17 protein-coding genes are annotated in these 24592 nt (G+C 65.7%); 9 read left to right on the top strand and 8 right to left on the bottom strand.

The window, feature by feature from the left end; all coding sequences use genetic code 11:
• Positions 1-13 precede the first annotated feature (13 nt).
• On the top strand, positions 14-1348 hold the full coding sequence (gene creD, locus KH389_RS24995) for a cell envelope integrity protein CreD (protein WP_213606439.1): 1335 nt from the start codon (positions 14-16) through the stop codon (positions 1346-1348).
• A 179-nt stretch (positions 1349-1527) separates the two neighbouring features.
• Here creD and KH389_RS24990 read toward each other — a convergent pair whose 3' ends face one another.
• The 5 genes from KH389_RS24990 to aceE form a co-directional block, all read right to left on the bottom strand.
• On the bottom strand, positions 1528-2160 hold the full coding sequence (locus KH389_RS24990) for a glutathione S-transferase (RefSeq protein ID WP_054915994.1): 633 nt from the start codon (positions 2158-2160) through the stop codon (positions 1528-1530).
• Positions 2161-2169: 9 nt separating this feature from the next.
• A complete protein-coding gene (gene msrA, locus KH389_RS24985) occupies positions 2170-2835 on the bottom strand; it encodes a peptide-methionine (S)-S-oxide reductase MsrA (RefSeq protein WP_043863652.1) in 666 nt (221 codons plus the stop codon).
• 69 nt (positions 2836-2904) lie between these two features.
• The gene (locus KH389_RS24980; RefSeq protein ID WP_043863653.1) at positions 2905-5598 is read right to left on the bottom strand and encodes a sensor domain-containing phosphodiesterase; all 2694 of its coding nucleotides are present in this window, start codon (positions 5596-5598) and stop codon (positions 2905-2907) included.
• Positions 5599-5915: 317 nt separating this feature from the next.
• Positions 5916-7553, bottom strand: a complete 1638-nt coding sequence (gene aceF / locus KH389_RS24975) for a dihydrolipoyllysine-residue acetyltransferase (protein ID WP_213606437.1) — start codon at positions 7551-7553, stop codon at positions 5916-5918.
• A gap of 13 nt (positions 7554-7566) precedes the next feature.
• Positions 7567-10212 carry a pyruvate dehydrogenase (acetyl-transferring), homodimeric type gene (gene aceE / locus KH389_RS24970; RefSeq protein WP_043863655.1) on the bottom strand — a complete coding sequence of 882 codons (2646 nt, stop codon included), beginning with the start codon at positions 10210-10212 and terminating at the stop codon, positions 7567-7569.
• Positions 10213-10594: 382 nt separating this feature from the next.
• Here aceE and glnE point away from each other — a divergent pair, with 382 nt between their 5' ends.
• From glnE to KH389_RS24930, 8 genes are all read left to right on the top strand, one after another.
• Entirely contained in the window at positions 10595-13531 is a 2937-nt protein-coding gene (glnE, locus tag KH389_RS24965) for a bifunctional [glutamate--ammonia ligase]-adenylyl-L-tyrosine phosphorylase/[glutamate--ammonia-ligase] adenylyltransferase (protein WP_088514276.1), read from the top strand.
• A gap of 163 nt (positions 13532-13694) precedes the next feature.
• The gene (gene waaF / locus KH389_RS24960; RefSeq protein ID WP_043863657.1) at positions 13695-14744 is read left to right on the top strand and encodes a lipopolysaccharide heptosyltransferase II; all 1050 of its coding nucleotides are present in this window, start codon (positions 13695-13697) and stop codon (positions 14742-14744) included.
• Position 14745: 1 nt separating this feature from the next.
• Entirely contained in the window at positions 14746-15804 is a 1059-nt protein-coding gene (gene waaC, locus KH389_RS24955; RefSeq protein WP_054915991.1) for a lipopolysaccharide heptosyltransferase I, read from the top strand.
• Entirely contained in the window at positions 15804-16928 is a 1125-nt protein-coding gene (locus KH389_RS24950; protein ID WP_213606436.1) for a glycosyltransferase family 4 protein, read from the top strand. Before waaC ends, KH389_RS24950 begins: the two co-directional genes overlap by 1 nt.
• Positions 16925-17731, top strand: coding sequence for a lipopolysaccharide core heptose(I) kinase RfaP (gene rfaP, locus KH389_RS24945; RefSeq protein WP_213606435.1), 807 nt, complete (start codon positions 16925-16927; stop codon positions 17729-17731). The genes KH389_RS24950 and rfaP overlap by 4 nt, the downstream gene beginning before the upstream one ends.
• Positions 17731-18465 (top strand): lipopolysaccharide kinase InaA family protein, encoded by a 735-nt coding sequence (locus KH389_RS24940; protein ID WP_078480851.1) that lies wholly within the window; start codon positions 17731-17733, stop codon positions 18463-18465. The genes rfaP and KH389_RS24940 overlap by 1 nt, the downstream gene beginning before the upstream one ends.
• Complete coding sequence (locus KH389_RS24935; RefSeq protein WP_054915989.1) at positions 18462-19214, top strand: lipopolysaccharide kinase InaA family protein; 753 nt, start codon at positions 18462-18464, stop codon at positions 19212-19214. The genes KH389_RS24940 and KH389_RS24935 overlap by 4 nt, the downstream gene beginning before the upstream one ends.
• Entirely contained in the window at positions 19214-20656 is a 1443-nt protein-coding gene (locus KH389_RS24930) for a lipopolysaccharide kinase InaA family protein (protein ID WP_213606434.1), read from the top strand. Before KH389_RS24935 ends, KH389_RS24930 begins: the two co-directional genes overlap by 1 nt.
• A gap of 75 nt (positions 20657-20731) precedes the next feature.
• Here KH389_RS24930 and KH389_RS24925 read toward each other — a convergent pair whose 3' ends face one another.
• From KH389_RS24925 to KH389_RS24915, 3 genes are read right to left on the bottom strand one after another with little or no spacing between them, the layout of a single operon-like run.
• Positions 20732-20911, bottom strand: a complete 180-nt coding sequence (locus tag KH389_RS24925; RefSeq protein WP_043863664.1) for a hypothetical protein — start codon at positions 20909-20911, stop codon at positions 20732-20734.
• Positions 20901-22004, bottom strand: coding sequence for a PepSY-associated TM helix domain-containing protein (locus KH389_RS24920; RefSeq protein ID WP_078480853.1), 1104 nt, complete (start codon positions 22002-22004; stop codon positions 20901-20903). Before KH389_RS24920 ends, KH389_RS24925 begins: the two co-directional genes overlap by 11 nt.
• Positions 22005-22012: 8 nt before the next feature.
• Positions 22013-24448, bottom strand: a complete 2436-nt coding sequence (locus tag KH389_RS24915) for a TonB-dependent siderophore receptor (protein ID WP_213606433.1) — start codon at positions 24446-24448, stop codon at positions 22013-22015.
• Between the last annotated feature and the right edge of the window lie 144 nt (positions 24449-24592).

The raw sequence follows: 24592 nt of genomic DNA, 5'->3' as shown, positions 1-24592 counted from the left end.
GGAGCCATTGCCCATGAACCGAACCCTGAGCATCAAACTGGGCGCCATCGCCTTTCTGATCGTGTTGCTGCTGATACCCCTGCTGATGATCGGCGGCCTGATCCAGGACCGCCAGCAGCAGCGCGACAGTGTGGTCGAGGACATCGCCCAGAGCTCCAGCTACAGCCAGCAGATCAGCGGGCCGCTGCTGGTGGTGCCGTACCGCAAGATCCAGCGCACCTGGAAAACCGTGGATGGCAGCACCCAGCAGCAGACCAGCACGGTGGCCGGGCATCTGTACTTTCTGCCCGAAACCCTGGAGGTCGACGCCAAGGTCGACACCGAGCTGCGTTCGCGGGGCATCTACCAGGCGCGCCTGTTCCACGCCGACAACCGCATCAGCGGGCAATTCAAGGTGCCGGCGCAGTGGGGCATCACCGAAGACTTCGACGATTACCGCTTCGACCCGGCGTTTCTGGCCGTGGGCATCAGCGATATCCGCGGTATCGAGAAGAGCCTGGAACTGAACGTGAATGGCCAGTTGCTGGCCTTCGCCGCGGGCACGGGGCTGGGCTGGCTGGGCGGCGGTGTGCACGTGACGCTGCCCGACCTCGACGGCCGCGCCGAGACCCGCCTGGACTACGCCTTCGACCTGAGCCTGCAGGGCACCGGGCGCCTGCATGTGCTGCCGGTAGGGCGCAGCACCACGGTGAACATGGCGGCGAACTGGCCGCATCCAAGCTTCATCGGCAACTACCTGCCCATCAGCCGCGAGATCGACGCCCACGGCTTCAGCGCGCGCTGGCAGACCTCGTTCTTCTCCACCAACCTGGAGGATGCGCTGACCCAGTGCGTGGTCAACAACGCCTGCGACGACTTTCACGGGCGCAGTTTCGGCGTGAGCTTCGTCGACCCGGTGGACCAGTACCTCAAGAGCGAGCGGGCGATCAAGTATGCGTTGCTGTTCATTGCGCTGACTTTTGCCGGGTTCTTCCTGTTCGAGATTCTCAAGAACCTCAGCGTGCACCCGATCCAGTACGCGCTGGTGGGTGTGGCCCTGGCGTTCTTCTACCTGCTGTTGCTGTCGTTGTCGGAGCACCTGGGGTTCGGGTTGGCGTATGCGCTGTCGGCGGGCGGCTGCGTGCTGCTGATCGGCTTCTACCTGTGCCACGTGCTGCGCAGCCTGGTGCGCGGGCTGGGGTTTGCGGCGGGGTTGCTGGTGCTGTACGCGATGCTCTACGGGCTGCTGGGCGCCGAGGACTACGCGCTGCTGATGGGCTCGTTGCTGCTGTTCGGCCTGCTTGGGGTGTTCATGGTGCTGACACGCCGCCTGGACTGGTATCAGGTTGGGCAGGGGATCTTGAAATGAGCGGGTTGAGAGAGGAACGCACGCTGGGGGCTGTGATGGTGGGGGAAATCAGATTGATCTGGGCTGCCGAGATCAGCGTCGACTTCATCGCGGGTCAAGCCCGCTCCCACAGGTCCGGTACAAGCCTCAAGGGCAGCAGCAGATCTGTGGGGGTGAGCTTGACCCGTGATGAGGCCCGATCAGGCCACAGAAGGGGCGGTCTTTAGCATCGATTCGCGCTGACTCACCTCGGCATACCAGGCTGCCAGGTTCGGCTGGCGCTCGCGCCAGCCAAGGTCCGGCAGGCGCAGGTCGATGTAGCCCAGCGCGCAGGCCACCCCGATTGCCGCTACGTCGAACACCGAGGCCAGTTCGGCCAGGTGCTCGTCTTCCAGGTGCGCCAGCGCGCGCCGGATCTTGTCCTGCTGGGCGTCGACCCACGGCGTCCAGCGCTTGTCCTCAGGGCGCAGGAAGGTCTCGTAGCGCGCCACCACCGCCGCGTCCATGATCGCATCGGCCAGCGACGCCAGGGTCAGGCGCCGCCAGCGCGCCGGGCCCTCGCGCGGGATCAGCGGGTTGCCCACATGCTGATGGTCGAGAAACTCGACGATCACGCGGCTGTCATGCAGCACCGTGCCGTCCTCCAGGCGCAACGCCGGGATCTTGCCCGCCGGGTTGCCCAGGTTCAGCTCGGCATCGGTCTTGATCGGGCTCAGGTCGACGGGATGCAGGGCTACCCGCTCGGCCTGCCCGGTTTCGTGCAGCAGCACGCGAACCTTGCGCACGAACGGCGAGGCGGCGGCATGGAACAGGGTCATGCTCGGTGTGCTCATGGCGTGGCCTCAGTTGCCTTGCAGGCTGGGTGGCAGGCACACGCCAGTGCCGCCGATGCCGCAGTAGCCATTCGGGTTCTTGGCCAGGTACTGCTGGTGATAGGCCTCGGCGAAGTACACGGTCGGTGCCTGGGCGATCTCGGTGGTGATCTGGCCGAAACCGGCCTTGTTCAGCTCGGCCTGGTAGGCCTGCCTGCTGGCCTCGGCCAGTTCCAGCTGTTCGGGGCTGGTGCAGTAGATGGCCGAACGGTACTGGGTGCCGACGTCGTTGCCCTGGCGCATGCCCTGGGTGGGGTTGTGCAGCTCCCAGAACATGGTCAGCAGGTCCTGGTAGCTGACCTTGGCCTTGTCGAACACCACCAGCACCACTTCGGTGTGGCCGGTCAGGCCCGAGCAGACTTCTTCGTAGGTGGGGTTGGGGGTGAAACCGCCGGCGTAGCCGACCACGGTGCTGACCACACCTTCACGCTGCCAGAAGCGCCGCTCGGCACCCCAGAAGCAGCCCAGGCCGAAGATCGCGAAATCGACGTCTTCGAAGAACGGGCCCAGCAGCGGGGTGTCTTCGAACACGAAATGCTTCTCGGGCAGCGTCATCGGGGTCTCGCGACCCGGCAGCGCCTGTTCGGCGGCAGGCAGTACGTTTTTGTTCACCAGAATCTCCGAGCGCAGGACCATGGGCGGTTCCTCTTCAAGGCAGGATGTGTAGGGGGTAGACCCGTAGTGTGCCCGAGTGTTTCGCCGCTGTCAGGCGATTGGGCCACGCGGATAGCGCTTGAGTTTTTCGATCAGCTCGCTGCCGGGGATCGGCCGGTCGAACAGGTAGCCCTGGCCGACGTCGCAGCGGTGGCGGCGCAGGAACGCCAGCTGTTCGGCGGTCTCGATGCCTTCGGCCACCACTTTGAGCTTGAGGTTGTGAGCCATGGCCACCACTGCCGAGGTGATTTCCATATCGTCTTGGTTGTCCGGGATCTCGTGGATGAAGCTGCGGTCGATCTTGATGATGTCGATCGGGAATTTCTTCAGGTAGCTGAGCGAGGAGTAGCCGGTGCCGAAGTCGTCCATGGCCAGGGTCAGGCCCAGTTGCTTGAGCTCGTCGAGCTGGCGGTGGGTATCCTCGGTGGCTTCGAGCAGCAGGCCCTCGGTCAGTTCCAGTTCCAGCAGGTGTGGCGGCAGGGCTTCTTCCTTGAGGATGTTGGCGATCGAGCTGACCAGCTCCGGGTCGGAGAACTGCTTGGGCGACAGGTTGATCGCCACCTGCAGGTTGCCCATGCCCTCGGTGCTCAGCAGCTGGCTCATGCGGCAGGCCTGGCGCGCGATCCACTTGCCGATGGGGATGATCAGCCCGGTTTCCTCGGCCACGCTGATGAACTGGTCGGGGCGGATCATGCCCCGCTCCGGGTGGTTCCAGCGTAGCAAGGCCTCCAGGCCGAGCAGGCGGCCGCTGCGCAGGCACAGCTTGGGCTGGTAGAACACGTCCAGTTCGTTCTGGGTCAGGGCGCGGCGCAGGTTGTTTTCCACGAACAGCTTGTAGCTGGCCTCGGCGTTGAGCGCCTCGGTGAACACCTGCACCTGGTGCTTGCCGTTGGCCTTGGCCTTGTGCAGGGCCAGGCCGGCGTTCTTCATCAGGGTCTGCGGGTCGCGCCCGTGCAGCGGCGCACACGCCAGGCCCACCGAGCCGGTCACGCTGATCAGCTGGTTGTCGACGAACATCGGCTTGTCGAGGGTGTTGAGCAACTGCTGGGCCACCTGCTGGCCGGCATCCAGGCTGCTGTCCTCCAGCAGCACGGCGAACTCGTTGCTGGCAAAACGCGCCAGGCTGCCACCGGGGCTCAGGCTGTTGCGCAGGCGCCGGGCCAGGCTGATCAGCAGCTTGTCGCCGGTCTGGTGCCCGAGGCTGTCGTTGATGCGCTTGAAGTTGTCGATGTCCACCAGCAGCAGGCAGATGGGGCTGTCGCTGTCGCGCTCGAAGCGCTCGTCGAGGCTGCGGATGAACGCCGGGCGGTTGCCCAGGCTGGTGAGGTTGTCGGTGTAGGCCAGGCGTTCGATGCGCTGCTGGGCCAGCTTGCTCTGGGTGATGTCTTCGTAGATGCCGATGTAGTGGGTCAACTCGCGGTTGTCGCCATACACCTTGGAGATCGACAGTTGGCCCCAGTAGGGCTCGAGGTTCTTGCGCCGGCTCTTGAATTCGCCCTGCCAGCTGTTGCCCATGGCCAGGCTCGATGGCGAGTCGAACAGCAGCTCGCTGAGGTTCTCCAGTGCGGTGAGCTCGGACAGGCGGTGGCCATGCACCTCTTCGGGTGTGTACTGGGTGATCTCGGTGAAGCTGGGGTTGACGTATTCCACCACGCCATCGCGGTTGACCAGCAGAAAGGCGTTGGCGCTTTGTTCCACCGCGCGCTGGAACAGGTGCAGGGCGCTGGTGGCGGTGCGCCGGTTGTGGTTGTTGATGACCTGGGCGAACTGGTCGGCCAGCTCGCCGGCAAAGGCGATTTCATCCGATTGCCAGGCCCGGGTCGAGCCGCTGTGTTCCAGGCAGAGCACGCCGACCACCTGGCCGTCGATGCGGATGCTGGCATCGAGCATGGCGTGGATACCGCGCTGGCGCAGGCTCTCGGAGATTTCGCGGGTGCGTGGGTCGCGCGCCGCGTTGTGCGCATCGATGGCGCGGCTGGTGTGCAGCGCCTCGAGGTAGTCGGGAAATCGCCCGGCATCGATCGCCTCGGGCAGGCGGTACTCCTGGGTGGCGCGGTAGAACGCCGAGATCGGTTCCAGTTGCTGGCCTTCCAGGTACCAGATGCTGGCGCAGTCGATGCTGTAGATTTCGCAGGCACTGCGGGTGATCAGCTCGGCGGCTTCCTGCAGCGAGTTGTCGGCGCTGTAGCGCTGGCGCGCCAGGCGCAGGATCAGGTCTTGCTGGGCGCGTACACGCTCCAGGTGCTCGAGCTGTTCCTGCTGCGCCTGCTGGTTGAGCTGCAGGGCGATCTGCAGGCGGTTGTTGCGGGTTTCGAGTTCTGCCGCCGAAAGGTCGGGTGTGTCGTTGGGCTGGGCATCGAGCACCAGCAGATAGCCGCGCAGCAACTGGCGGTTGTGCTGCCGGTAGGCTTCGCCCAGCTCCAGCATATTGAGCGGGCCCAGGCTGGTGTGCAGGGTATAACGCACCAGGTAGTACGGACGCTGCGCCAGTTGCAGCTCGATGGTGTCGTGCAGCTTGTAGCGTGCCTCGGGCTCCATCAGGCTGGCATAGGGCGAGCCGATCAGCGCACACAGGTCGACGGCCGCCTGGCCGAACTGACGCTCGCAGCCCGGGTCGAGGAACAGCATGGCCCAGCTGGCCTCATTCAGCCGCTCGAAACGCAGCATGCCGAGCCGCGAAGGCACCGGCAACTGCGTCACTACCTCGGCCACCGTACGGCTGGCGGCATCAGGTTGGCTTTTCATGGGAAGCTCGCTTCAAGAAGGCTGTTGGCGCGGGCTGGGCGAAGTGCTGCTACGCGTTTGAGCAAGGTTGCATCATGTGCTTGAGGCTGACAAGCAATAGAGTGGCCTGGCTTGATCTGTATCGGCTGACAGGTACAAATTCTTCAGTAATGCCGCGACGGATTGCGTCTGGCGGTGCCGCTCAAGGTGGGACGTTGAGCGGCACGGCATGAATCGCAGGCAAAAAAAGCCCCGCCAGATGGCGGGGTTGAGGTACGAGCGTGGCAGCTCGAAAACAGTGTCCGTGCTCCCCGGCAGGGGAGCACGGCGGGCAGCAGTTACAGCAGCATGGTGCGGATGTCGGTCAGCAGCTCGCCCAGGCGCTTGGTGAAGCGCGCGGCAGCGGCACCGTTGATCACGCGGTGATCGTACGACAGCGACAGCGGCAGCATCAGCTTTGGCTGGAACGCCTTGCCATCCCACACCGGCTGGATGGTGGCCTTGGACACACCCAGGATCGCCACTTCCGGCGCGTTGACGATCGGCGTGAAGCCGGTGCCGCCAATGTGACCGAGGCTGGAGATGGTGAAGCAGGCGCCCTGCATGTCGTCGGCAGAAAGCTTCTTGGTGCGGGCCTTTTCAGCCAGGGCCGCCGCTTCTGCAGCCAGCTGCAGCAGGCTCTTCTGGTCGACGTTCTTGATCACGGGGACCAGCAGGCCGTCTGGCGTATCCACGGCGAAACCGACGTTGACGTACTTCTTGCGAATGATCGCCTTGCCGCTAGGGGCCAGCGACGCGTTGAAGTCCGGCAGTTCCTTGAGCAGGTGCGCACAGGCCTTGAGCAGCAAGGGCAGCACGGTCAGCTTGACGCCGGCTTTCTCGGCCACGGCCTTCTGCGCAACGCGGAAGGCTTCCAGCTCGGTGATGTCGGCGCTGTCGAACTGGGTCACGTGCGGCACGTTCAGCCAGCTGCGGTGCAGGTTGGTGGCGCCAGCCTGCATCAGGCGGGTCATCGGCACTTCTTCTGTTTCACCGAAGCGGCTGAAGTCGACTGCCGGGATCGGCGGGATGCCCGCACCACCGGTCGCGCCGGCAGCCGGTGCTTCCTTGGCCTTCTGCATCATGGCCTTGACGTACACCTGCACGTCTTCCTTGAGCACGCGGCCGTGCGGGCCGCTGGCAGCCACGGCGCTCAGCTCGACGCCGAACTCGCGGGCCAGCTGACGCACGGCAGGGCCGGCGTGAACCTTGGCACCGCTTGGCGCTGGCGCAGCGGCCGGGGCCGGTGCGGCTTCGGCCTTGGCAGCCGGTGCGGCGGCAGGCGCAGCAGCCGGGGCCGCTTCAGCCTTGGCAGCCGGTGCAGCAGCGCCAGGCGCTGCTGGCGCGGCGGCGCCCTGGACCTTGAGCTTGAGGATGAAGTCGCCAGTGCCGACTTCGTCTTCGAGCTTGACGCCGATGCTTTCCACCACGCCGGCAGCCGGCGACGGGATTTCCATCGAGGCCTTGTCGGACTCCAGGGTAATCAGCGACTGGTCGGCTTCGACGCTGTCGCCGACCTTGACCAGCAGCTCGATGATCTTGGCCTTGCCCGACGAGCCGATGTCCGGCACGTGGATGTCCTGCACAGTGGCAGCCGCAGGTGCAGCGGCCGGTGCCGGGGCAGCCTCTGCAGCCGGGGCGGCAGCAGGCTTTTGTTCGGCGGCAGGCGCAGCGTCAGCCGGTGCCTCGGGCGCCGCAGCGGCGCCCTCGACTTCCAGTTCCAGCAGTTCGTCGCCTTCTTTCAGGCGGTCGCCCAGCTTGACCTTCAGGGCCTTGATCACACCGGCCTTGGGGGCCGGGATCTCCATGGAGGCCTTGTCCGACTCCAGGGTCAGCAGGCTCTGGTCGGCTTCGATACGGTCGCCGACTTTGACGAACAGCTCGATGATTTCACCTTCACCGCTGCCGATGTCAGGTACGCGAATGAGTTCGCTCACTTAAAAATACTCCTCAGCAGTCCAGTGGGTTGCGCTTGTCCGGGTCGATGCCGAACTTGGTGATGGCATCGGCCACGACCTTCGGTTCGATCTCGCCACGGTCAGCCAGGGCTTCCAGGGCAGCCAGCACCACGAAGTGACGGTCGACTTCGAAGAAGTGACGCAGCTTCTTGCGGCTGTCGCTGCGACCGAAGCCATCGGTACCCAGGACCTTGAATTCCTTGCTCGGTACCCACTGACGAATCTGCTCGGCGAACAGCTTCATGTAGTCGGTAGAGGCGATGACCGGGCCCTTGCGGCCGCCCAGGCACTCCTCGATGTAGGTCTGCTTGGGCTTCTGGCCAGGGTGCAGGCGGTTGCTGCGCTCCACGGCCAGGCCGTCGCGACGCAGTTCGTTGAAGCTGGTGACGCTCCACACGTCGGCACCGACGTTGAACTCTTCACGCAGGATCTTCGCCGCTTCACGCACTTCGCGCAGGATGGTGCCGGAGCCCATCAGCTGGACGTGGTGCGCTGCGTCCTTGGTATCTTCCTCGAGCAGGTACATGCCCTTGATGATGCCTTCCTCGACACCGGCCGGAATGGCAGGCTGCTGGTAGGACTCGTTCATCACGGTGATGTAGTAGAAGACGTCCTGTTGCTCTTCGGTCATCTTCTTCATGCCGTCCTGGATGATCACCGCCAGCTCGTAGCCGTAGGTCGGATCATAGGTGCGGCAGTTCGGGATGGTCGCGGCCAGCATGTGGCTGTGACCGTCTTCGTGCTGCAGGCCTTCACCGTTGAGGGTGGTACGCCCGGCAGTACCGCCGATCAGGAAGCCACGGGTGCGGCTGTCGCCAGCGGCCCATGCCAGGTCGCCGATACGCTGGAAGCCGAACATCGAGTAGAAGATGTAGAACGGCAGCATCGGCTGGTTGTGGTTCGAGTACGAGGTACCGGCGGCGATGAACGACGACATGGCGCCGGCTTCGTTGATGCCTTCCTCGAGGATCTGGCCCTTCTTGTCCTCGCGGTAGAACATCACCTGGTCCTTGTCGACGGGCTCGTAGAGCTGACCGACGGACGAGTAGATGCCCAGCTGGCGGAACATGCCTTCCATACCGAAGGTACGCGCTTCGTCCGGGATGATCGGGACGATGCGCTGGCCGATTTCCTTGTCCTTGACCAGCTGCGCGAGGATGCGCACGAAGGCCATGGTGGTGGAGATTTCACGGTCGCCCGAGCCGTCCAGGATCGCCTTGAGGGTTTCCAGTGGCGGGGTCGGGATGCTGAAGCTCTTGGCCCGGCGCTGTGGCACGAAACCGCCCAGGGCAGAACGGCGCTCGCTCAGGTAACGGGCTTCGGCGCTGCCTTCTTCAGGCTTGAAGAACGGCAGGTTCTCCAGGTCTTCGTCCTTGACCGGGATGTCGAAACGATCGCGGAAGTGACGCAGGCTGTCGACGTCGACCTTCTTGGTGTTGTGCGCGGTGTTCTTGGCTTCGCCAGCACCGGTGCCGTAACCCTTGATGGTCTTGGCCAGGATGACCGTAGGCTGGTCCTTGTGGTTGACCGCCTGGTGGTAGGCTGCATAGACCTTGTACGGGTCGTGGCCACCACGGTTGAGCTTCCAGATCTCGTCGTCGGACAGGTCGGCGACCATGGCCTTGAGTTCCGGGGTGTTGAAGAAGTGCTCACGGACGAACGCGCCGTCCTTGGCCTTGTAGTTCTGGTACTCGCCGTCGATGACTTCGTCCATGCGCCGCTGCAGGATGCCGTCGACGTCCTTGGCCAGCAGTGGGTCCCAGAAACGGCCCCAGACCACCTTGTTGACGTTCCAGCCACCGCCACGGAACACGCCTTCGAGTTCCTGGATGATCTTGCCGTTGCCGCGAACCGGGCCGTCGAGGCGCTGCAGGTTGCAGTTGATGACGAAGATCAGGTTGTCCAGCTTCTCGCGGCCTGCCAGGGAGATCGCACCCAGGGATTCCGGCTCGTCGCACTCGCCGTCGCCCATGAAGCACCAGATCTTCTGCTTGCCGGCAGGGATGTAGCCGCGGCTTTCCATGTACTTCATGAAACGTGCCTGGTAGATCGCCTGGATCGGGCCCAGACCCATCGACACGGTCGGGAACTGCCAGAAGTCAGGCATCAGCCACGGGTGCGGGTAGGACGACAGGCCTTGACCATCGACTTCCTGACGGAAGTTGTTCATCTGGTCTTCGCTGATGCGGCCTTCCATGAAGGCACGGGCGTAGACGCCCGGCGAGGCATGGCCCTGGAAGTAGATCAGGTCGCCGCCGTGCTCGTCGGTCGGGGCCTGGAAGAAGTAGTTGAAGCCGATGTCGTACAGCGTGGCGCTGGAGGCGAAGCTGGAGATGTGGCCGCCCAGGTCCGAGTCTTTCAGGTTGGTGCGCATTACCATGGCCAGCGCGTTCCAGCGGACCAACGAGCGAATGCGGCGTTCCATGAACAGGTCGCCAGGCATGCGTGCTTCGTGGGTGACGGGAATCGTGTTGCGGTATGGCGTGGTGATGGCATACGGCAGCTGGGAGCCACTACGGGTGGCCAGCTCGCCCATACGGGTCATCAGATAGTGAGCGCGGTCTTCGCCTTCTTTGTCGAGAACCGACTCCAGGGCGTCCAGCCATTCCTGGGTTTCGACGGGATCGAGGTCTTGCATGGCTTGCTCCAGGGCGGAAAGGCTTCCAGAATCGGTTGCCTGAGTTTGCGACTGGCCTTTTGGGCAGACGACATGAAATTCTTGGATTACCGGGCGTTGTACCGGCGGCGTGTAGTTTTACTACAAATCGATCCTCATTACATGCGTTGACAGTAAAAAAGCAGTAGTAAAACTACACGGATAAGGCTCGTAGCCCCTGTTCGGGTTGTGGGATAAAACGATACCGGTGGTTAAAAACTGGTCGGCATGCGGTTGTTTGCGATGATTTCTATCAAAGAATTACGTTTTTCAGCTATTTATGACCTTTGTACGACAGTCGAACCGTACGCCGAGTTCCCTTGCCCAAGTGCCACCAACCCTTTTCGCCGATCAAGGATAGACCATGAGCCTGCCCCTGCTGGCCGAACTGCCCGCTGCCCTGCAACCGCTGGTCAGCCGTAATGCCACCTCTTTGCGCAACGCCGTCGCGGCCGTCGACGGGCTGAGCCTGGACGACTGGAACGAGCAGCGCTGGGCCGAGTTCGCCCGCGTGGCGGCAGCCAGCGATTTCGTGCTTGAACAGAGCGTGCGCGACCCGGCGATGCTGCTGGCCCTGGCCGCCAGCGGCGAGCTCGACCGCGCCTTCGCCGCCGGCGAGTTGTGTGCCCAGGTGGCCGGTGCGGCGCAGGCCGCCGGCAGCGAAGACGAACTGGCGCGCAACCTGCGCCGCCAGCGCACCCGCCAGCAGGTGCGCATCATCTGGCGCGACCTGACCCGCCAGGCCGACCTGGTGCAGACCTGCCGCGACCTGTCCGACCTGGCCGATGCCGCCATCGACCAGGCGTATCAATGGCTGTACCCGCGCCTGTGCGCGCAGTTCGGGACCCCCACCGGCAATCGCAGCGGCCTGCCCCAGCAGATGGTGGTGCTGGGCATGGGCAAGCTGGGGGCGGTGGAACTGAACCTGTCGTCGGACATCGACCTGATCTTCGCCTACCCCGAGGGCGGCGAAACCGTGGGCGTGAAGCGCCCGCTGGACAACCAGGAGTTCTTCACCCGGCTGGGCCAGCGCCTGATCAAGGCGCTGGACCCGATCACCGTCGACGGCTTCGTGTTCCGCGTCGACATGCGCCTGCGCCCCTACGGCTCGTCCGGCGCGCTGGTGCTCAGCTTCAATGCACTGGAGCAGTACTACCAGGACCAGGGCCGCGACTGGGAACGCTACGCCATGATCAAGGCCCGCGTAGTGGCCGGCGACCAGCAGGCCGGCGCGCAGCTGCAGGACCTGCTGCGCCCGTTCGTGTACCGGCGCTACCTGGACTTCTCGGCGATCGAGGCGCTGCGCACCATGAAGCAGCTGATCCAGCAGGAGGTGCGGCGCAAGGGCATGGCCGAGAACATCAAGCTGGGCGCCGGTGGCATCCGCGAGGTGGAGTTCATCGCCCAGGCGTTCCAGCTGATCCACGGCGGGCGCGACCTGAGCCTGCAGCAGCGACCGTTGCTCAAGGTGCTGGCGACGCTCGAAGGCCAGGGCTACCTGCCGCCGGCGGTGGTGAGCGAGCTGCGCGAGGGCTATGAGTTCCTGCGTTATACCGAACACGCCATCCAGGCCATCGCCGACCGCCAGACCCAGATGCTGCCCGACGACGAACTGGACCGCGCACGTATCGCCTTCATGCTCGGTTTTGCCGACTGGGCGAGCTTCCACGCGCAACTGATGCACTGGCGCGGGCGCATCGACTGGCACTTCCGCCAGGTGATCGCCGACCCCGATGAAGAGGAAGGCGAAGAGGGCGAAGTGGTGGTCGGTGGCGAGTGGCTGCCGCTGTGGGAAGAAGCCCAGGACGAAGAGGCCGCCTGCCGCCAGTTGACCGACGCCGGCTTCGCCGATGCGGCCAGGGCGCTCAAGCAGCTGGCCAGCCTGCGCGCCAGCCCGCAGTTGCGTGCCATGCAGCGCCTGGGCCGCGAACGCCTCGATGCCTTTATACCGCGCCTGCTGGCGCAGGCGGTGGAGCACGCCGACCCGGACCTGGTGCTCGAACGCGTGCTGCCGCTGGTGGAGGCCGTGGCGCGGCGCTCGGCCTACCTGGTGCTGCTGACCGAAAACCCCGGTGCGTTGCGCCGCCTGCTGACCCTGTGCGCCGCCAGCCCGTGGATCGCCGAGCAGATCACGCGCTTCCCGCTGCTGCTCGATGAACTGCTCAACGAAGGCCGCCTGTTCAGCCCGCCCCAAGCACCGGAGCTGGCCGCCGAGCTGCGCGAGCGTCTCACGCGCATCCCCGAGGATGACCTTGAACAGCAGATGGAAGCGCTGCGTCACTTCAAGCTGGCCCACAGCCTGCGCGTGGCCGCCTCGGAAATCGCCGGCAACCTGCCGCTGATGAAGGTCAGCGACTACCTGACCTGGTTGGCCGAAGCCATTCTCAACCAGGTGCTGGCCCTGGCCTGGCGCCAGACCGTGGCGCGTCATGGCCAGCCAAGGCGCAGCGATGGCAGCCTGTGCGACCCCGGCTTCATCATCGTCGGCTACGGCAAGGTCGGCGGCATCGAGCTGGGCCACGGCTCGGACCTGGACCTGGTGTTCATCCACGACGGTGACCCCCAGGCCGAGACCGATGGCGCCAAGCCCATCGACAGTGCGCAGTTCTTCACCCGCCTGGGTCAGCGCATCATTCACCTGCTGACCACCCAGACCAACTCCGGCCAGCTGTATGACGTGGACATGCGCCTGCGCCCGTCCGGCGCTTCGGGTTTGCTGGTGAGTTCGCTGGGCGCCTTCGAGCGCTACCAGCGCAACGAGGCCTGGACCTGGGAACACCAGGCACTGGTGCGTGCGCGGGTGCTGGTGGGCTGCCCGCAGGTGGGGGCGGCCTTCGAGGGGGTGCGGGCGCAGGTGCTGGGACAGGCCCGCGACCTGGACAAGCTGCGGGCCGAAGTCAGCGACATGCGCGCCAAGATGCGCGACAACCTCGGCACCCGGGCGACCCAGGCCGGGCTTGGGCCCAACGCCTTCGACAGCGGGGTTGCCTTCGATATCAAGCAGGATGCCGGTGGTATCGTCGATATTGAATTTATGGTGCAATACGCGGCCCTGGCCTGGTCCCACACGCACCCGGCACTGCTGCGCTACACCGACAACATCCGCATTCTCGAAGGGCTGGAGGAGGTCGGGCTGATGCCGGCCAGCGATGCAATTTTGTTGCGTGAAGTGTACAAGGCCTTCCGCTCCGCCGCGCACCGCCAGGCCTTGCAGAAGCAGGCCGGGGTGATCGACGCCGGGCAGTTCGTCGACGAGCGCCGGCAGGTACGGCGCATCTGGGGCGAGCTGGGGTTGACCTGAACGCGGGCTGAACAGCCACCAGGCGATACGGCGCAATGAAGCGGCGGCGACCACGTCCTACACTGAGTGGCGTACACTGGTCGCACCACGCCTGATTATAAAGAGGGGAGGCCAGGCTGTTGGAAAACAGGCTGTAGCCTCCCTGATCGTTTCTGGATAAAGCATGAGAATTTTGATCATTGGGCCCAGTTGGGTGGGCGACATGGTAATGGCGCAGACGCTGTTCCATGTGCTGAAGCAGCGTCACCCCGCGTGCGTGATCGATGTGCTGGCACCCGAATGGAGCCGCCCGATCCTCGAGCGCATGCCCGAAGTGCGCCAGGCCTTGAGCTTCCCGCTCGGCCACGGCGCGCTGGAACTGGCCACGCGCCGGCGCATCGGCAAGTCGCTGGCCGGTCAGTACGACCAGGCGATCCTGCTGCCCAATTCGCTCAAGTCTGCGCTGGTGCCGTTCTTTGCCGGTATCGCGCAGCGCACCGGCTGGCGTGGCGAGCTGCGCTACGGCCTGCTCAACGATGTGCGCACCCTCGACAAGGCGCGCTACCCGCTGATGATCGAGCGCTTCATGGCCCTGGGCTACCCCGCCGGTGCCGAGCTGCCCAAACCCTACCCGCGCCCCAGCCTGCAGATCGAGACCGCCAGCCGCGATGCGGCGCTGGCCAAGTTCGGCCTGAGCCTGGACCGCCCGGTGCTGGCGCTGTGCCCCGGCGCCGAGTTCGGCGAGGCCAAGCGCTGGCCCTCGGAGCATTACGCCAAGGTCGCGGAAATCAAGATTCGCGAAGGCTGGCAGGTGTGGCTGTTCGGCTCCAAAAACGACCATGCGGTGGGTGAATCGATCCGCGAGTGGCTGATCCCGGGCCTGCGTGAAGAGTCGGTGAACCTCAGCGGCGAGACCTCGCTCGCCGAGGCGATCGACCTGCTGTCGTGCAGCGATGCGGTGGTGTCCAACGATTCGGGGCTGATGCACGTGGCTGCAGCGCTCAATCGCCCGCTGGTGGCGGTGTACGGGTCGACCTCGCCGGGCTTCACCCCACCGTTGGCCGACCAGGTCGAGGTGGTGCGCCTGGGGCTGGAATGCAGCCCGTGCTTCGACCGCACCTGCCGCTTCGGCCACTACAATTGCCTGCGTCTGCTGGAACCGGAGGCGGTGGCCTCGGCGTTGCAGCGGCTCAACGGTCCGTCGCTGGTCGACGTCACGGTCGAGGTCGATTAAGTTGCGGGTACTGCTGATCAAGACCTCCTCGCTGGGGGATGTCATCCACGCGCTGCCGGCACTGACCGACGCGGCGCACGCCATTCCCGGCATCCGCTTCGACTGGGTGGTCGAGGAAGGCTTCGCCGAAATCCCCACCTGGCACCCTGCGGTCGATCACGTGATCCCGGTGGCCATCCGTCGCTGGCGCAAGAACCTCTGGCAAACCTTGAAGAACGGCGAATGGCGCCAGTTCAAGAAGCGCCTGCGCGAGCGCAAGTACGACCTGGTGATCGACGCCCAGGGCCTGGTGAAAAGCGCCTGGCTGACCCGCTACGTCAAGGCGCCGGTGGCCGGGCTGGACCGCTACTCGGCACGCGAGGGGCTGGCCAGCCGCTTCTACGACCGGCGCCTGTCGGTGGCCCGCGGGCAGCATGCGGTGGAGCGGGTGCGCCAGCTGTTCGCCCTGGCGCTGGGCTACGACCTGCCCTCGGGGCTGGGTGACTACGGCCTGGATCGCTCGCGCCTGGAAGAGATACCCACCAAGCCCTACGTGGTGTTCCTGCATGGCACCACCTGGGACACCAAGCACTGGCCCGAACTGTACTGGCGCCAGTTGGCCGAACGCCTGGGGCGTGCCGGCCTGCATATCTGCCTGCCATGGGGCAACCCGGCCGAAAAGGCCCGCGCCGAGCGCATCGCCCAGGGCCTGAAGAACGCCCAGGTGCTGCCCAGGCTGAACCTGGCCGGGGTCGCCCGGGTGCTGGCTGCCGCCAAGGCCTGCGTGGCCGTCGACACCGGCCTTGGGCACCTGGCGGCGGCACTCGATGTGCCTACCCTGTCGCTGTTCGGCCCTACCAACCCGGGCCTGACCGGGGCCTACGGCAAGGCCCAGGTGCACCTGGGCAGTGACTTCCCCTGCGCCCCGTGCCTGCAGAAGAAGTGCACCTACAAGCCGAGCGCCGACGACCGGCGCCGGTTCGATCTCAAACGCGAGTGGCCGCTGTGCTTCACTCGCCTGAACCCCGAGCGTGTGGCGAGCCAGTTGAGCGCGTTGCTGCGGGCAGAGGATGTGCGTTGATGCAACTGGCCTTTGTGCTCTACAAGTATTTCCCCTTCGGCGGCCTGCAGCGTGACTTCATGCGCATCGCCCTGGAGTGCCAGCGCCGTGGCCACCAGATCCGGGTGTATGCCCTGATCTGGGAGGGCGACGTGCCCGAGGGCTTCGAAGTGCTGGTGGCGCCGGTCAAGGCGCTGTTCAACCATCGGCGCAACGAGAAGCTCACCGACTGGATGCAGGCCGACCTGGCCAGGCGCCCGGTCGACCGCCTGATCGGCTTCAACAAGATGCCGGGGCTGGACGTGTACTACGCCGCCGACGGCTGCTTCGAGGACAAGGCGCAGAACCTGCGCCACTCGCTGTACCGCCGCTGGGGCCGCTACCGCCACTTTGCCGAGTACGAGCGTGCGGTGTTCGGCAAGGACGCCAAGACCCAGATCCTGATGATCTCCGAGGTCCAGCAGCCGCTGTTCGTCAAGCACTACGGCACCCCCGCCGAGCGCTTCCACCTGCTGCCCCCGGGCATCAGCCAGGACCGCCGGGCGCCGGCCAATGCCGCCGAGATCCGCGCCGAGTTTCGCCGCGAGTTCAACCTGGCGGACGACGAGCGCCTGCTGGTGCAGATCGGCTCGGGCTTCAAGACCAAGGGCGTGGACCGCAGCCTCAAGGCGCTGGCCGCCTTGCCCAACAGCCTGCGCAAGCGCACCCGGCTGATGGTCATCGGCCAGGACGACCCCAAGGTGTTCCAGCTGCAGAGCGCGACCCTGGGGCTGACCGAGCAGGTGCAGTTCCTCAAGGGCCGCAGCGATATCCCGCGCTTTCTGCTCGGGGCCGACGCACTGATCCACCCGGCCTACAACGAGAACACCGGCACCGTGCTGCTCGAAGCCGTGGTGGCCGGGTTGCCGGTACTGGTTTCGGCAGTGTGCGGCTATGCCCATTACATCGCTGAGGCCGATGCCGGCCTGGTGCTCGACGAGCCGTTCGAGCAGGAGCAACTCAACCGCTACCTGCAACGTATGCTCGAAGACGATGCGGCGCGTGCCGACTGGGGCCGCAACGGCCTGGCATTCGCCGACACCGCCGACCTGTACAGCATGCCGCAGCATGCGGCCGACGTGATCCTGGCGCAGGAGCGCGCATGAAACTGATACTGGCTGAACCCTTCAAGCGCCTGTGGGCCGGGCGCGATGCCTTCGACGCCGTCGAGGCCCTGCAAGGCGAGGTGTACCGCGAGCTGGAAGGCCGGCGCACGCTGCGCACCGAGGTCGAGGGCAACGGTTATTTCGTCAAGATCCACCGCGGCATCGGCTGGGGCGAGATCTTCAAGAACCTGTTCACCGCCAAGCTGCCGGTGCTCGGTGCCGGCCAGGAATGGCAGGCCATCCAGCGCCTGCACCAAGTCGGGGTGCCGACCATGACCGCGGTGGCCTACGGCGAACGCGGCAGCAACCCGGCGACCCAGCATTCGTTCATCGTCACCGAGGAGCTGGCGCCCACCGTCAGCCTCGAGGACTTCAGCCTCGACTGGGTCAGGACGCCGCCGGCGCCGCGTCTCAAGCGCGCGCTGATCGCCGAGGTGGCGCGCATGACCGGCATGATGCACCGCGCCGGGGTCAACCACCGCGACTGCTACATCTGCCACTTTCTGCTGCACACCGACCGCCCGGTAACCCCGGACGACTTCAGGCTGTCGATGATCGACCTGCACCGGGCCCAGACCCGCGCCAGCATTTCCCGACGCTGGCGCGACAAGGACCTGGCCGCGCTGTACTTCTCGGCGCTGGACATCGGCCTGACCCGACGCGACAAGCTGCGCTTTCTGCGCGGCTACTTCCAGCAGCCGCTGCGCCAGATCCTGGCCGAGCACGCCACCTTGCTGCGCTGGCTGGAGGGCAAGGCAAACAAGCTCTACGAGCGTAAACAACGGTATGGGGACGCGCTCTGATGGCGGGTTGGACACTGGAGCCGGCCTACTCGGCCCTGGCACAGGATTTCGGCAGCATCGATGCGGTGTTCGCGCTCAAGGGCGAACGCCTCACCCACGACCCGCTCAGCGAAGTGATTCGCGTGGAGCGCGGCGGGGTGAACTACTACGTCAAGCGCTACACCGGCGCCGGCAAGGGCCTGCGCCGCTACCTGGGGCGCCCGCGGATCAAGGCCGAGTGGCAGAACCTCAAGCAGTTCGCCAAGTGGGACATCCCCACCGCCGAGGTGGTGGCCTGCGGCCTGGAACGGCGCGGCTTCGCCTTCCACCGGGGCGCCATGATCACGCGCGAGCTGCCGCGCACCGAGGACCTCTCGGCGCTGGCCAAGCGCAACGATCCGCGCCTGGCAGATGCCGGCTGGGTCGACCATGTCAGCCGACAGCTGGCCCGCCACACGCGGGTGATGCACGACCATCACTTCACCCACAACGACCTCAAGTGGCGCAACCTGCTGGTCGATGACAAGGGCATGCTGTTCTTCATCGACTGCCCGACCGGTGCGTTCTGGGTCGGCTTCATGCTGCGCTATCGCATCACCAAGGACCTCGCCTGCCTGGACAAGGTGGCCAAGTATCACCTGTCGGCCACCCAGCGCCTGCGGTTCTACCTGCAATATCGCCGTCGCGATCGCCTGAACGCGTCGGACAAGCGCCGCGTGCGGCACGTCGTGACGTTTTTCGAGGGGCGCGAATGAGTGATTTCCTGGCCAGTGCCGAAGCTGCACTGCTTGAACGCCACGGCCTGAACAGCTTCGAGGCGCTGTGGGCGCTGCAGCTGGACGCCGTGGACGAGCCCAACACCGGGCGCGGCGGCTGGAGCCGCGTGTACCGCCTGGAGCTGGAGGGCAAAGGGTTCTACCTCAAGCGCCAGAGCGACTACCTCACGCGCACCCTGCACAGCCCCTTCGGCGAGCCGACCTTCGCCCGCGAGTTTCGCAACATCAAGCGCTACCAGAAGCTGCAGATCCCGGCCTTGCAGGCGGTGTTCTACGCCGAGCGCCGGGTCGACGGCGAGCGCCGCGCGATCCTGATGACCCGTGCGCTGGATGACTGGAGCGATCTTGACCACCTGCTCGGGCAGTGGCCGCAACTGGCCCTGGAGCAGCGCCAGGGCATCCTGCGCGCCTGTGGCGAACTGGCCCGCACGGTGCACGCGGCGGGGCAGGTGCATGGCTGCTTCTACCCCAAGCACATCTTTTTGCGCGAGCGCAGCGAAGGCTGGCAGGCGCAGTTGATCGACCTGGAGAAAACCCGGCCGCTGCTGCTGGGCCAGCGTGATCGCCTCAAGGACCTGGAGCCGCTGCTGCGTCGTGCTGGCGCATGGAGCGAGAGCGATGTACGGCTGATGCTGGCCGCCTACCTGGAGCAACCGGCCGACAGTACGCTGGTGGATACCTGGCTGCAGCGCCTGCTGCATCGCCGTCGTGAAAAAGAGGCCCGCTGATGCGTTTGTCTGAACTCAAGGACGCCGGGCGCAGCCCGCAACTGCCATTGAGCATTGCCCTGGCCGACGCCGCCGGGCCGGCCGAGCTGCAACTGCTCAGCCTGCTGCGGGTGCTGCCGGGGCAGCGGTATGTCGGTGCCGGGATCTGGCGTGGCAAGCCGGTGCTGGCCAAGCTGCTGGTGGGCAGCAGCGCCGCCCGCCACTTCCAGCGCGAACTGGACGGTGCGCGCCTGCTGGCCAGCCAGGGGCTGACCACGCCGTTGCTGCTGGCCGACGGCCTGCGTGAAGACGAGGGCGGCTGGCTGCTGTTCGAATTTCTTGAGCACGCCCACAGCCTGGCGGATGCCTGGGCGGCGGTCGAGGGCCTGCCGGTGCTTGCCGATGCCCAGCAGGAAGTGCTGGGCGAAGCCCTGCGCGCCGTGGCGCAGATGCATGCCAAGGGCCTGTGGCAGGCCGACCTGCACCTGGACAACCTGCTGCGCCATGGCGGGGAGCTGTACCTGATCGATGGCGCGGGGGTGAAGGCCGAAACCCCGGGCCAGCCGCTGTCGCGTCAGCAGGTGCTGCAGAACCTGGGGGTATTCTTTGCGCAGTTGCCCAAGCGCCTGGAGCCCTTCGTCGAGGAACTGCTGGTGCACTACGTGCTGGTCAACGGCGAGCATGCGCTGCCGCTGGAAGCCTTGCAGAAGCAGATCGACAAGGTGCGCAGCTGGCGTCTGAAGGACTACCTGGACAAGGCCGGTCGCGAGTGCACGCTGTTCAGCGTGCAGCGCGGGGCCTCGGGCCTGCGCGCGATCCGTCGATCGGAGGTGGCGGCCATGCTGCCGGTGCTGGAGCAGGCCGACGCGCTAATCGACCAGGGCCACCTGTACAAGACTGGCGGCGCGGCGAGCGTGGCACGGGTCGAGGCGGGCGGTCGCAGCCTGGTGCTCAAGCGCTACAACATCAAGAACACCGCCCACTGGTTCAAGCGCTTCTGGCGCCCCAGCCGGGCCTGGCATTCGTGGATCGAAGGGCATCGCCTGGAGTTCCTCGGCATCGCCACGCCCAGGCCGCTGGCGGTGCTGGAGCAGCGCGTGCTGGGGCTGCGCAGCCGTGCGTACCTGGTGACCGAGTATGCCGACGGGCCGGACCTGATCGAGAGCTTTGCGCCCTACGTCGACAGCGCCGAGGTGCCAGAGGAGCAGCTGCAAGCGCTGCAGACCCTGTTGCAGCAGCTGATGGGCGAACGCATCAGCCACGGCGATCTGAAGGGTCACAACCTGTTCTGGCAGGACGGTCAATGGTCGCTGATCGACCTTGATGCGATGTGCCAGCACGCCACCCAACTCAGTTTCGCCAAGGCCTTCGCCCGTGACCGGGCGCGGTTGTTGCGCAACTGGCCGGCGGACAGTGCGTTGCACCAGCGGCTGGATGAGTGCCTGCCGAAACTGGCTGACTGACCTGCGCCTTTGCCGACAAGGCCGGCTCCTGCAGACGACGTGAAACCTTGCAGGCGCCGGCCTTGCCGACCAAGACTATCGCGCGGCCGGCCAAAAACCTCGCAGGCTGTATCCCACCGGCAGGGCCAGCCCCACCCACGCCAGCACATCCCACGGGCCATCCCCCAGCAGCGCCGCGAACAGCCCCACTGCGCCCAGCAGGGCAATCAGGCCCGGCATGCCGAACACCTTCCAGAACCTCGATTCACGCTTCATCACGTCGCCTGCGCACCCACCACAAATACACGCCGCTGCCGAGCACGATGATCGTCAGCACATCCAGCAGCGCCCATAGAATCTGCATCGGCCGGCCGCCGTAGTCGCCAAAGTGCAGCGGCTGCGACAGGCCCATCGCGTCCATGTACCACGGCCGCTCGCCAATCGCCGTCACCTGCAGGGTGCTGGCATCGATCAGTACCGGGGTCAGCAGGTGAGCGGTCAGGTGGGTGCTGCCCTTCATGAACACCGCATAGTGGTGCTCGCTGGAAAAGCGCGTGCCGGGGAAGGCGATGAAGTCCGGCTGCATGCCCGGCGCCGCCTCGGCGGCAATGTCCAGCAGACGGCTGGCCGGGGCCAGTGCGGTCAGCGGCGGTGCATCGCGGTACGGTGCGATCATCGCGCTGAGGCTGTCGTTGCGCCAGGCGGCGATGACCAGGTCGGACAGCGCGCTGATCACCCCGGTCACGCCCACCACCAGCGCCCAGGTCAGGGTCACGATGCCGATCAGGTTGTGCAGGTCGAGCCAGCGCAGGCGCCGCGATTTGTCGTGGCGTACCGTGGCGAACTTCAGCCTGCGCATGAATGGCGCGTACAGCACCCCCCCGGAGATGATCGCCACCACGAACAGCAGGCCCATGAAGGCCAGCAGCAGCTTGCCCGGCAAGCCGGCGAACATGTCCACATGCAGGCGCAGCATGGTCAGCATGAAGCCGCCGTTGGCCGAGGGCATCTCCACCACCTCGCCAGTACGCCCGTCGAGCATGAAGGTGTGCGACGAGTTGGGCTCGGTACCGGCGGTGGCGGCCATGATCGCGATCACGCCGTTGCTGTCGTCCTCGTCCCAGCCGAAGTACTGCATCACCTCGCCCGGGCGATGGGCCTGGGCCTTGAGCACCAGGGCCTGCAGGTCGAGTCTGGGTGTGTCGGCCGGCATTACCTTGAGCTCGGGCGCATCGCCCAGCAGGTGGTCGATCTCGTGGTGGAAGATCAGCGGCAGCCCGGTCAGTGCCAGCAACAGCAGAAACAGCGTGCACACCAGGCTGCTCCAGGTATGCACCCACGACCAGCGACGTATGGTTTGGCTCTTCATCGTTGGCCCTAGAACGTGTAGTTCACGCTGGCGACCACGTTGCGCTGGTCGCCGTAGTAGCACCAGAACCCGTCGCAGTTGGCCAGGTAGTCCTTGTTGAACAGGTTCTTGGCTTCCACCGCCACGCTCAGCCCCTTCATGCTGCTGTCCAGGCGACCCAGGTCGTAGTGCACGGCAGCGTCGTACACGGTGTAGGAGCCTACATGCGCCACCTCGGTGTTGGCGGTGTTGCCGTAGGTATCGCCGACATAGCGAACCCCGGCGCCCATGCCGAAGCCGTCCAGCGGGCCGGCGTGCCAGGTGTAGTCGGCCCACAGGGTGGCCTGGTTGCGCGGGATCAGCGCCATGCGGTTGCCGACTTCGCCAGGCACGCCCTTGCGGATCTCGGTATCGGTGTAGGTGTAGGAGCCGACCAGTTTGAGGTTGTCGGTGACGGCGCTGGTGGCTTCCAGCTCGATGCCGCGCACCTGCAATTCACCGACACTGCGAGAGATGCTGCCTTCGGTGACCTTCACGTTGCTCTGGCGCAGGTCGTAGGCGGCAGCGGTCAGCAGGGTGTTGCTGCCCACCGGCTGGAACTTGACGCCCACTTCGTACTGGCGGCCTTCGGTGGGCTTGAACGACTGCGCCGCATCCACGTTGGCGCCGGTGGTCGGCTGGAACGACTCGGTATAGGACAGGTACGGGGTGAGGCCGTTGTCGAACACGTAGCTCAGGCCCACGTTGCCGGTGAAGGCCTTGTCGCGCTGGGTGCTGGTGGCGTCGCCCTTGTTGTGGAAGGTGGTGCCGGTGTGAATCCAGTCCTCACGCCCGCCCAGGGTCAGGCGCCAGTTGTCCAGGGCGATCTGGTCCTGCACGTAGACGCCGGTCTGGCGGGTTTTCTGGCCGTAGTCCTGCAGCGCGAAATAGTTCACGTTGGACATGTCGGCGCCATACACCGGCCGGATCACGCTGATCGGCGGCACGTTGATACCGCTGATGTTGCCGTTGGCGTCGTAGTTGTACGAGCCGCCATACAGCCACTGGTAGTTGGTGTTGGAGCGCTGGTGGTCCAGGCCCAGCAGCAGGGTGTGCTCCAGCGCGCCGGTGCTGAAGTTGGCCTGCAGGTTGTTGTCGACGGCGAACTGGCTGATGTCTTCGTTGACGATGCCGGCCTCGCGGTTGACCGTGCCGTCGGGTTCTACGGTGTTGAAGGTGGCCACGTTGACCGCGCGAAACGACAGGTCGCTCTTGGTGTAGCGCAGGTTCTGGCGCAGCTGCCATACGTCGTCGAGGCGGTGCTCGAAGGCGTAGCCCAGGGCGTAGTAGGTGCGGTCGTAGAAATCCCAGCCCGGCTCACCGAGGTTCTTGTGGTGGGAAATCTTTGCCCCGGCAGGCGAGGCCAGCCGGGTGCCCTGCAAGGGCAGGAACTGCCCGGTGATGCCGGTATCGTCGCGGGTGAACTGCGAGATGAAGGTCAGGCTGGTGTCGTCGTCGACGTTCCAGGTCAGGCTGGGGGCGAGGTTGTAGCGCTTGTCGGGAATATGGTCGACCGGTGCGTTGCTGTCGCGTACCACGCCGCTGACGCGGTACAGAAACTGGCCGGCGTCGTCGATCTTGCCGGTGCTGTCGAAGTTGATCTGCCGGTGTTCGTTGCTGCCGACCTGGGCTTCGATCTGGTGCACGCTTTCGGCCTGCGGGCGTCGGCTGAGCATGTCGAGCATGCCGCCGGGCGGGGTCTGGCCATACACCGAAGAGGCCGGGCCGCGCAGTACGGTGATGCGTTCCAGGTTCCAGGGTTCGACCTTGGGGTTGGCGAACGAACCCTTGGGCAGCGGCAGGCCGTCGAGAAACTGGGTGGGGTCGAAGCCGCGCACGCGCAGCCAGTCGGCGCGCGAGTCCGAGCCATAGCCGCTGCTTTGCACGCCCGCGGTGTAACGCAGCGCGTCGTTGAGGTTGAGCACCTGGCGCTGGTCGAGCTGTTCGCGGGTGATCACCGACATCGAGCGTGGCGCCTCGACGATCGGAGTGTCGGTCTTGGTGCCGGCGGCGGTGCGGGTGGCGACGTAGCCGGTGGCCGGGCCCCAGGCGCTCTCGTAGTCGCCGGCGGCGTTGATGCTGGTTTCCGGCAGGGCCAGGCTGCCTTCGGGGGCGGCGATCAGGCTGTAGGTGCCGGCGCTGCTCTGCTGCAGTTGCAGGCCGGTGCCGCGCAGGGCGGCCTGCAGGGCGCCGAGGCCGTCGTACTGGCCGCTGACCGGCGCCGAGGTGCGTCCGCTGGCCAGGCTCGGGTCCAGGGTCAGGGCAATGCCGGCCTGGCTGGCGATCAGGTTGAGGGTGGTCGACAACGGCCCGGCGGGCAGGCTGTAGCTGCGCGCGGCGCTCGATTCGGCGGCGATGGCGGCGGTGCTGGTCAGGGCCAGGGTCAGCAGGCAATGACGCAACAGCTTTTCAAGGGGACGGGACATGCAGCGGTTCCTCGGCGCAATAGTGCTAACTAGCTTCCATGCCGAGTGAAAAGGGAAAAGTGTCAGGGGGTGGGTAAAAAATAATGTTGAGGCCTTCGCCGGCAACGACCGCTCCTGCAGGAGGGCGTTGCAGGCGAAGGCGTT

Source organism: Pseudomonas qingdaonensis, from assembly GCF_018398475.1.
GTDB classification, from domain to species: Bacteria; Pseudomonadota; Gammaproteobacteria; order Pseudomonadales; family Pseudomonadaceae; genus Aquipseudomonas; species Aquipseudomonas palmensis.
The sequence above is the reverse complement of the archived record's forward strand: the minus strand, read 5'-3'. Positions and strand labels throughout refer to the sequence as shown.

What these genes read in the sequence shown, in the direction of transcription:
- creD (WP_213606439.1), top strand. Translation starts at nt 14, where the DNA reads ATGAACCGAACCCTGAGCATCAAACTGGGCGCCATCGCCTTTCTGATC.
- KH389_RS24990 (WP_054915994.1), bottom strand. Translation starts at nt 2,160, where the DNA reads ATGAGCACACCGAGCATGACCCTGTTCCATGCCGCCGCCTCGCCGTTC.
- msrA (WP_043863652.1), bottom strand. Translation starts at nt 2,835, where the DNA reads ATGGTCCTGCGCTCGGAGATTCTGGTGAACAAAAACGTACTGCCTGCC.
- KH389_RS24980 (WP_043863653.1), bottom strand. Translation starts at nt 5,598, where the DNA reads ATGAAAAGCCAACCTGATGCCGCCAGCCGTACGGTGGCCGAGGTAGTG.
- aceE (WP_043863655.1), bottom strand. Translation starts at nt 10,212, where the DNA reads ATGCAAGACCTCGATCCCGTCGAAACCCAGGAATGGCTGGACGCCCTG.
- glnE (WP_088514276.1), top strand. Translation starts at nt 10,595, where the DNA reads ATGAGCCTGCCCCTGCTGGCCGAACTGCCCGCTGCCCTGCAACCGCTG.
- waaF (WP_043863657.1), top strand. Translation starts at nt 13,695, where the DNA reads ATGAGAATTTTGATCATTGGGCCCAGTTGGGTGGGCGACATGGTAATG.
- KH389_RS24950 (WP_213606436.1), top strand. Translation starts at nt 15,804, where the DNA reads ATGCAACTGGCCTTTGTGCTCTACAAGTATTTCCCCTTCGGCGGCCTG.
- rfaP (WP_213606435.1), top strand. Translation starts at nt 16,925, where the DNA reads ATGAAACTGATACTGGCTGAACCCTTCAAGCGCCTGTGGGCCGGGCGC.
- KH389_RS24940 (WP_078480851.1), top strand. Translation starts at nt 17,731, where the DNA reads ATGGCGGGTTGGACACTGGAGCCGGCCTACTCGGCCCTGGCACAGGAT.
- KH389_RS24935 (WP_054915989.1), top strand. Translation starts at nt 18,462, where the DNA reads ATGAGTGATTTCCTGGCCAGTGCCGAAGCTGCACTGCTTGAACGCCAC.
- KH389_RS24930 (WP_213606434.1), top strand. Translation starts at nt 19,214, where the DNA reads ATGCGTTTGTCTGAACTCAAGGACGCCGGGCGCAGCCCGCAACTGCCA.
- KH389_RS24925 (WP_043863664.1), bottom strand. Translation starts at nt 20,911, where the DNA reads ATGAAGCGTGAATCGAGGTTCTGGAAGGTGTTCGGCATGCCGGGCCTG.
- KH389_RS24920 (WP_078480853.1), bottom strand. Translation starts at nt 22,004, where the DNA reads ATGAAGAGCCAAACCATACGTCGCTGGTCGTGGGTGCATACCTGGAGC.
- KH389_RS24915 (WP_213606433.1), bottom strand. Translation starts at nt 24,448, where the DNA reads ATGTCCCGTCCCCTTGAAAAGCTGTTGCGTCATTGCCTGCTGACCCTG.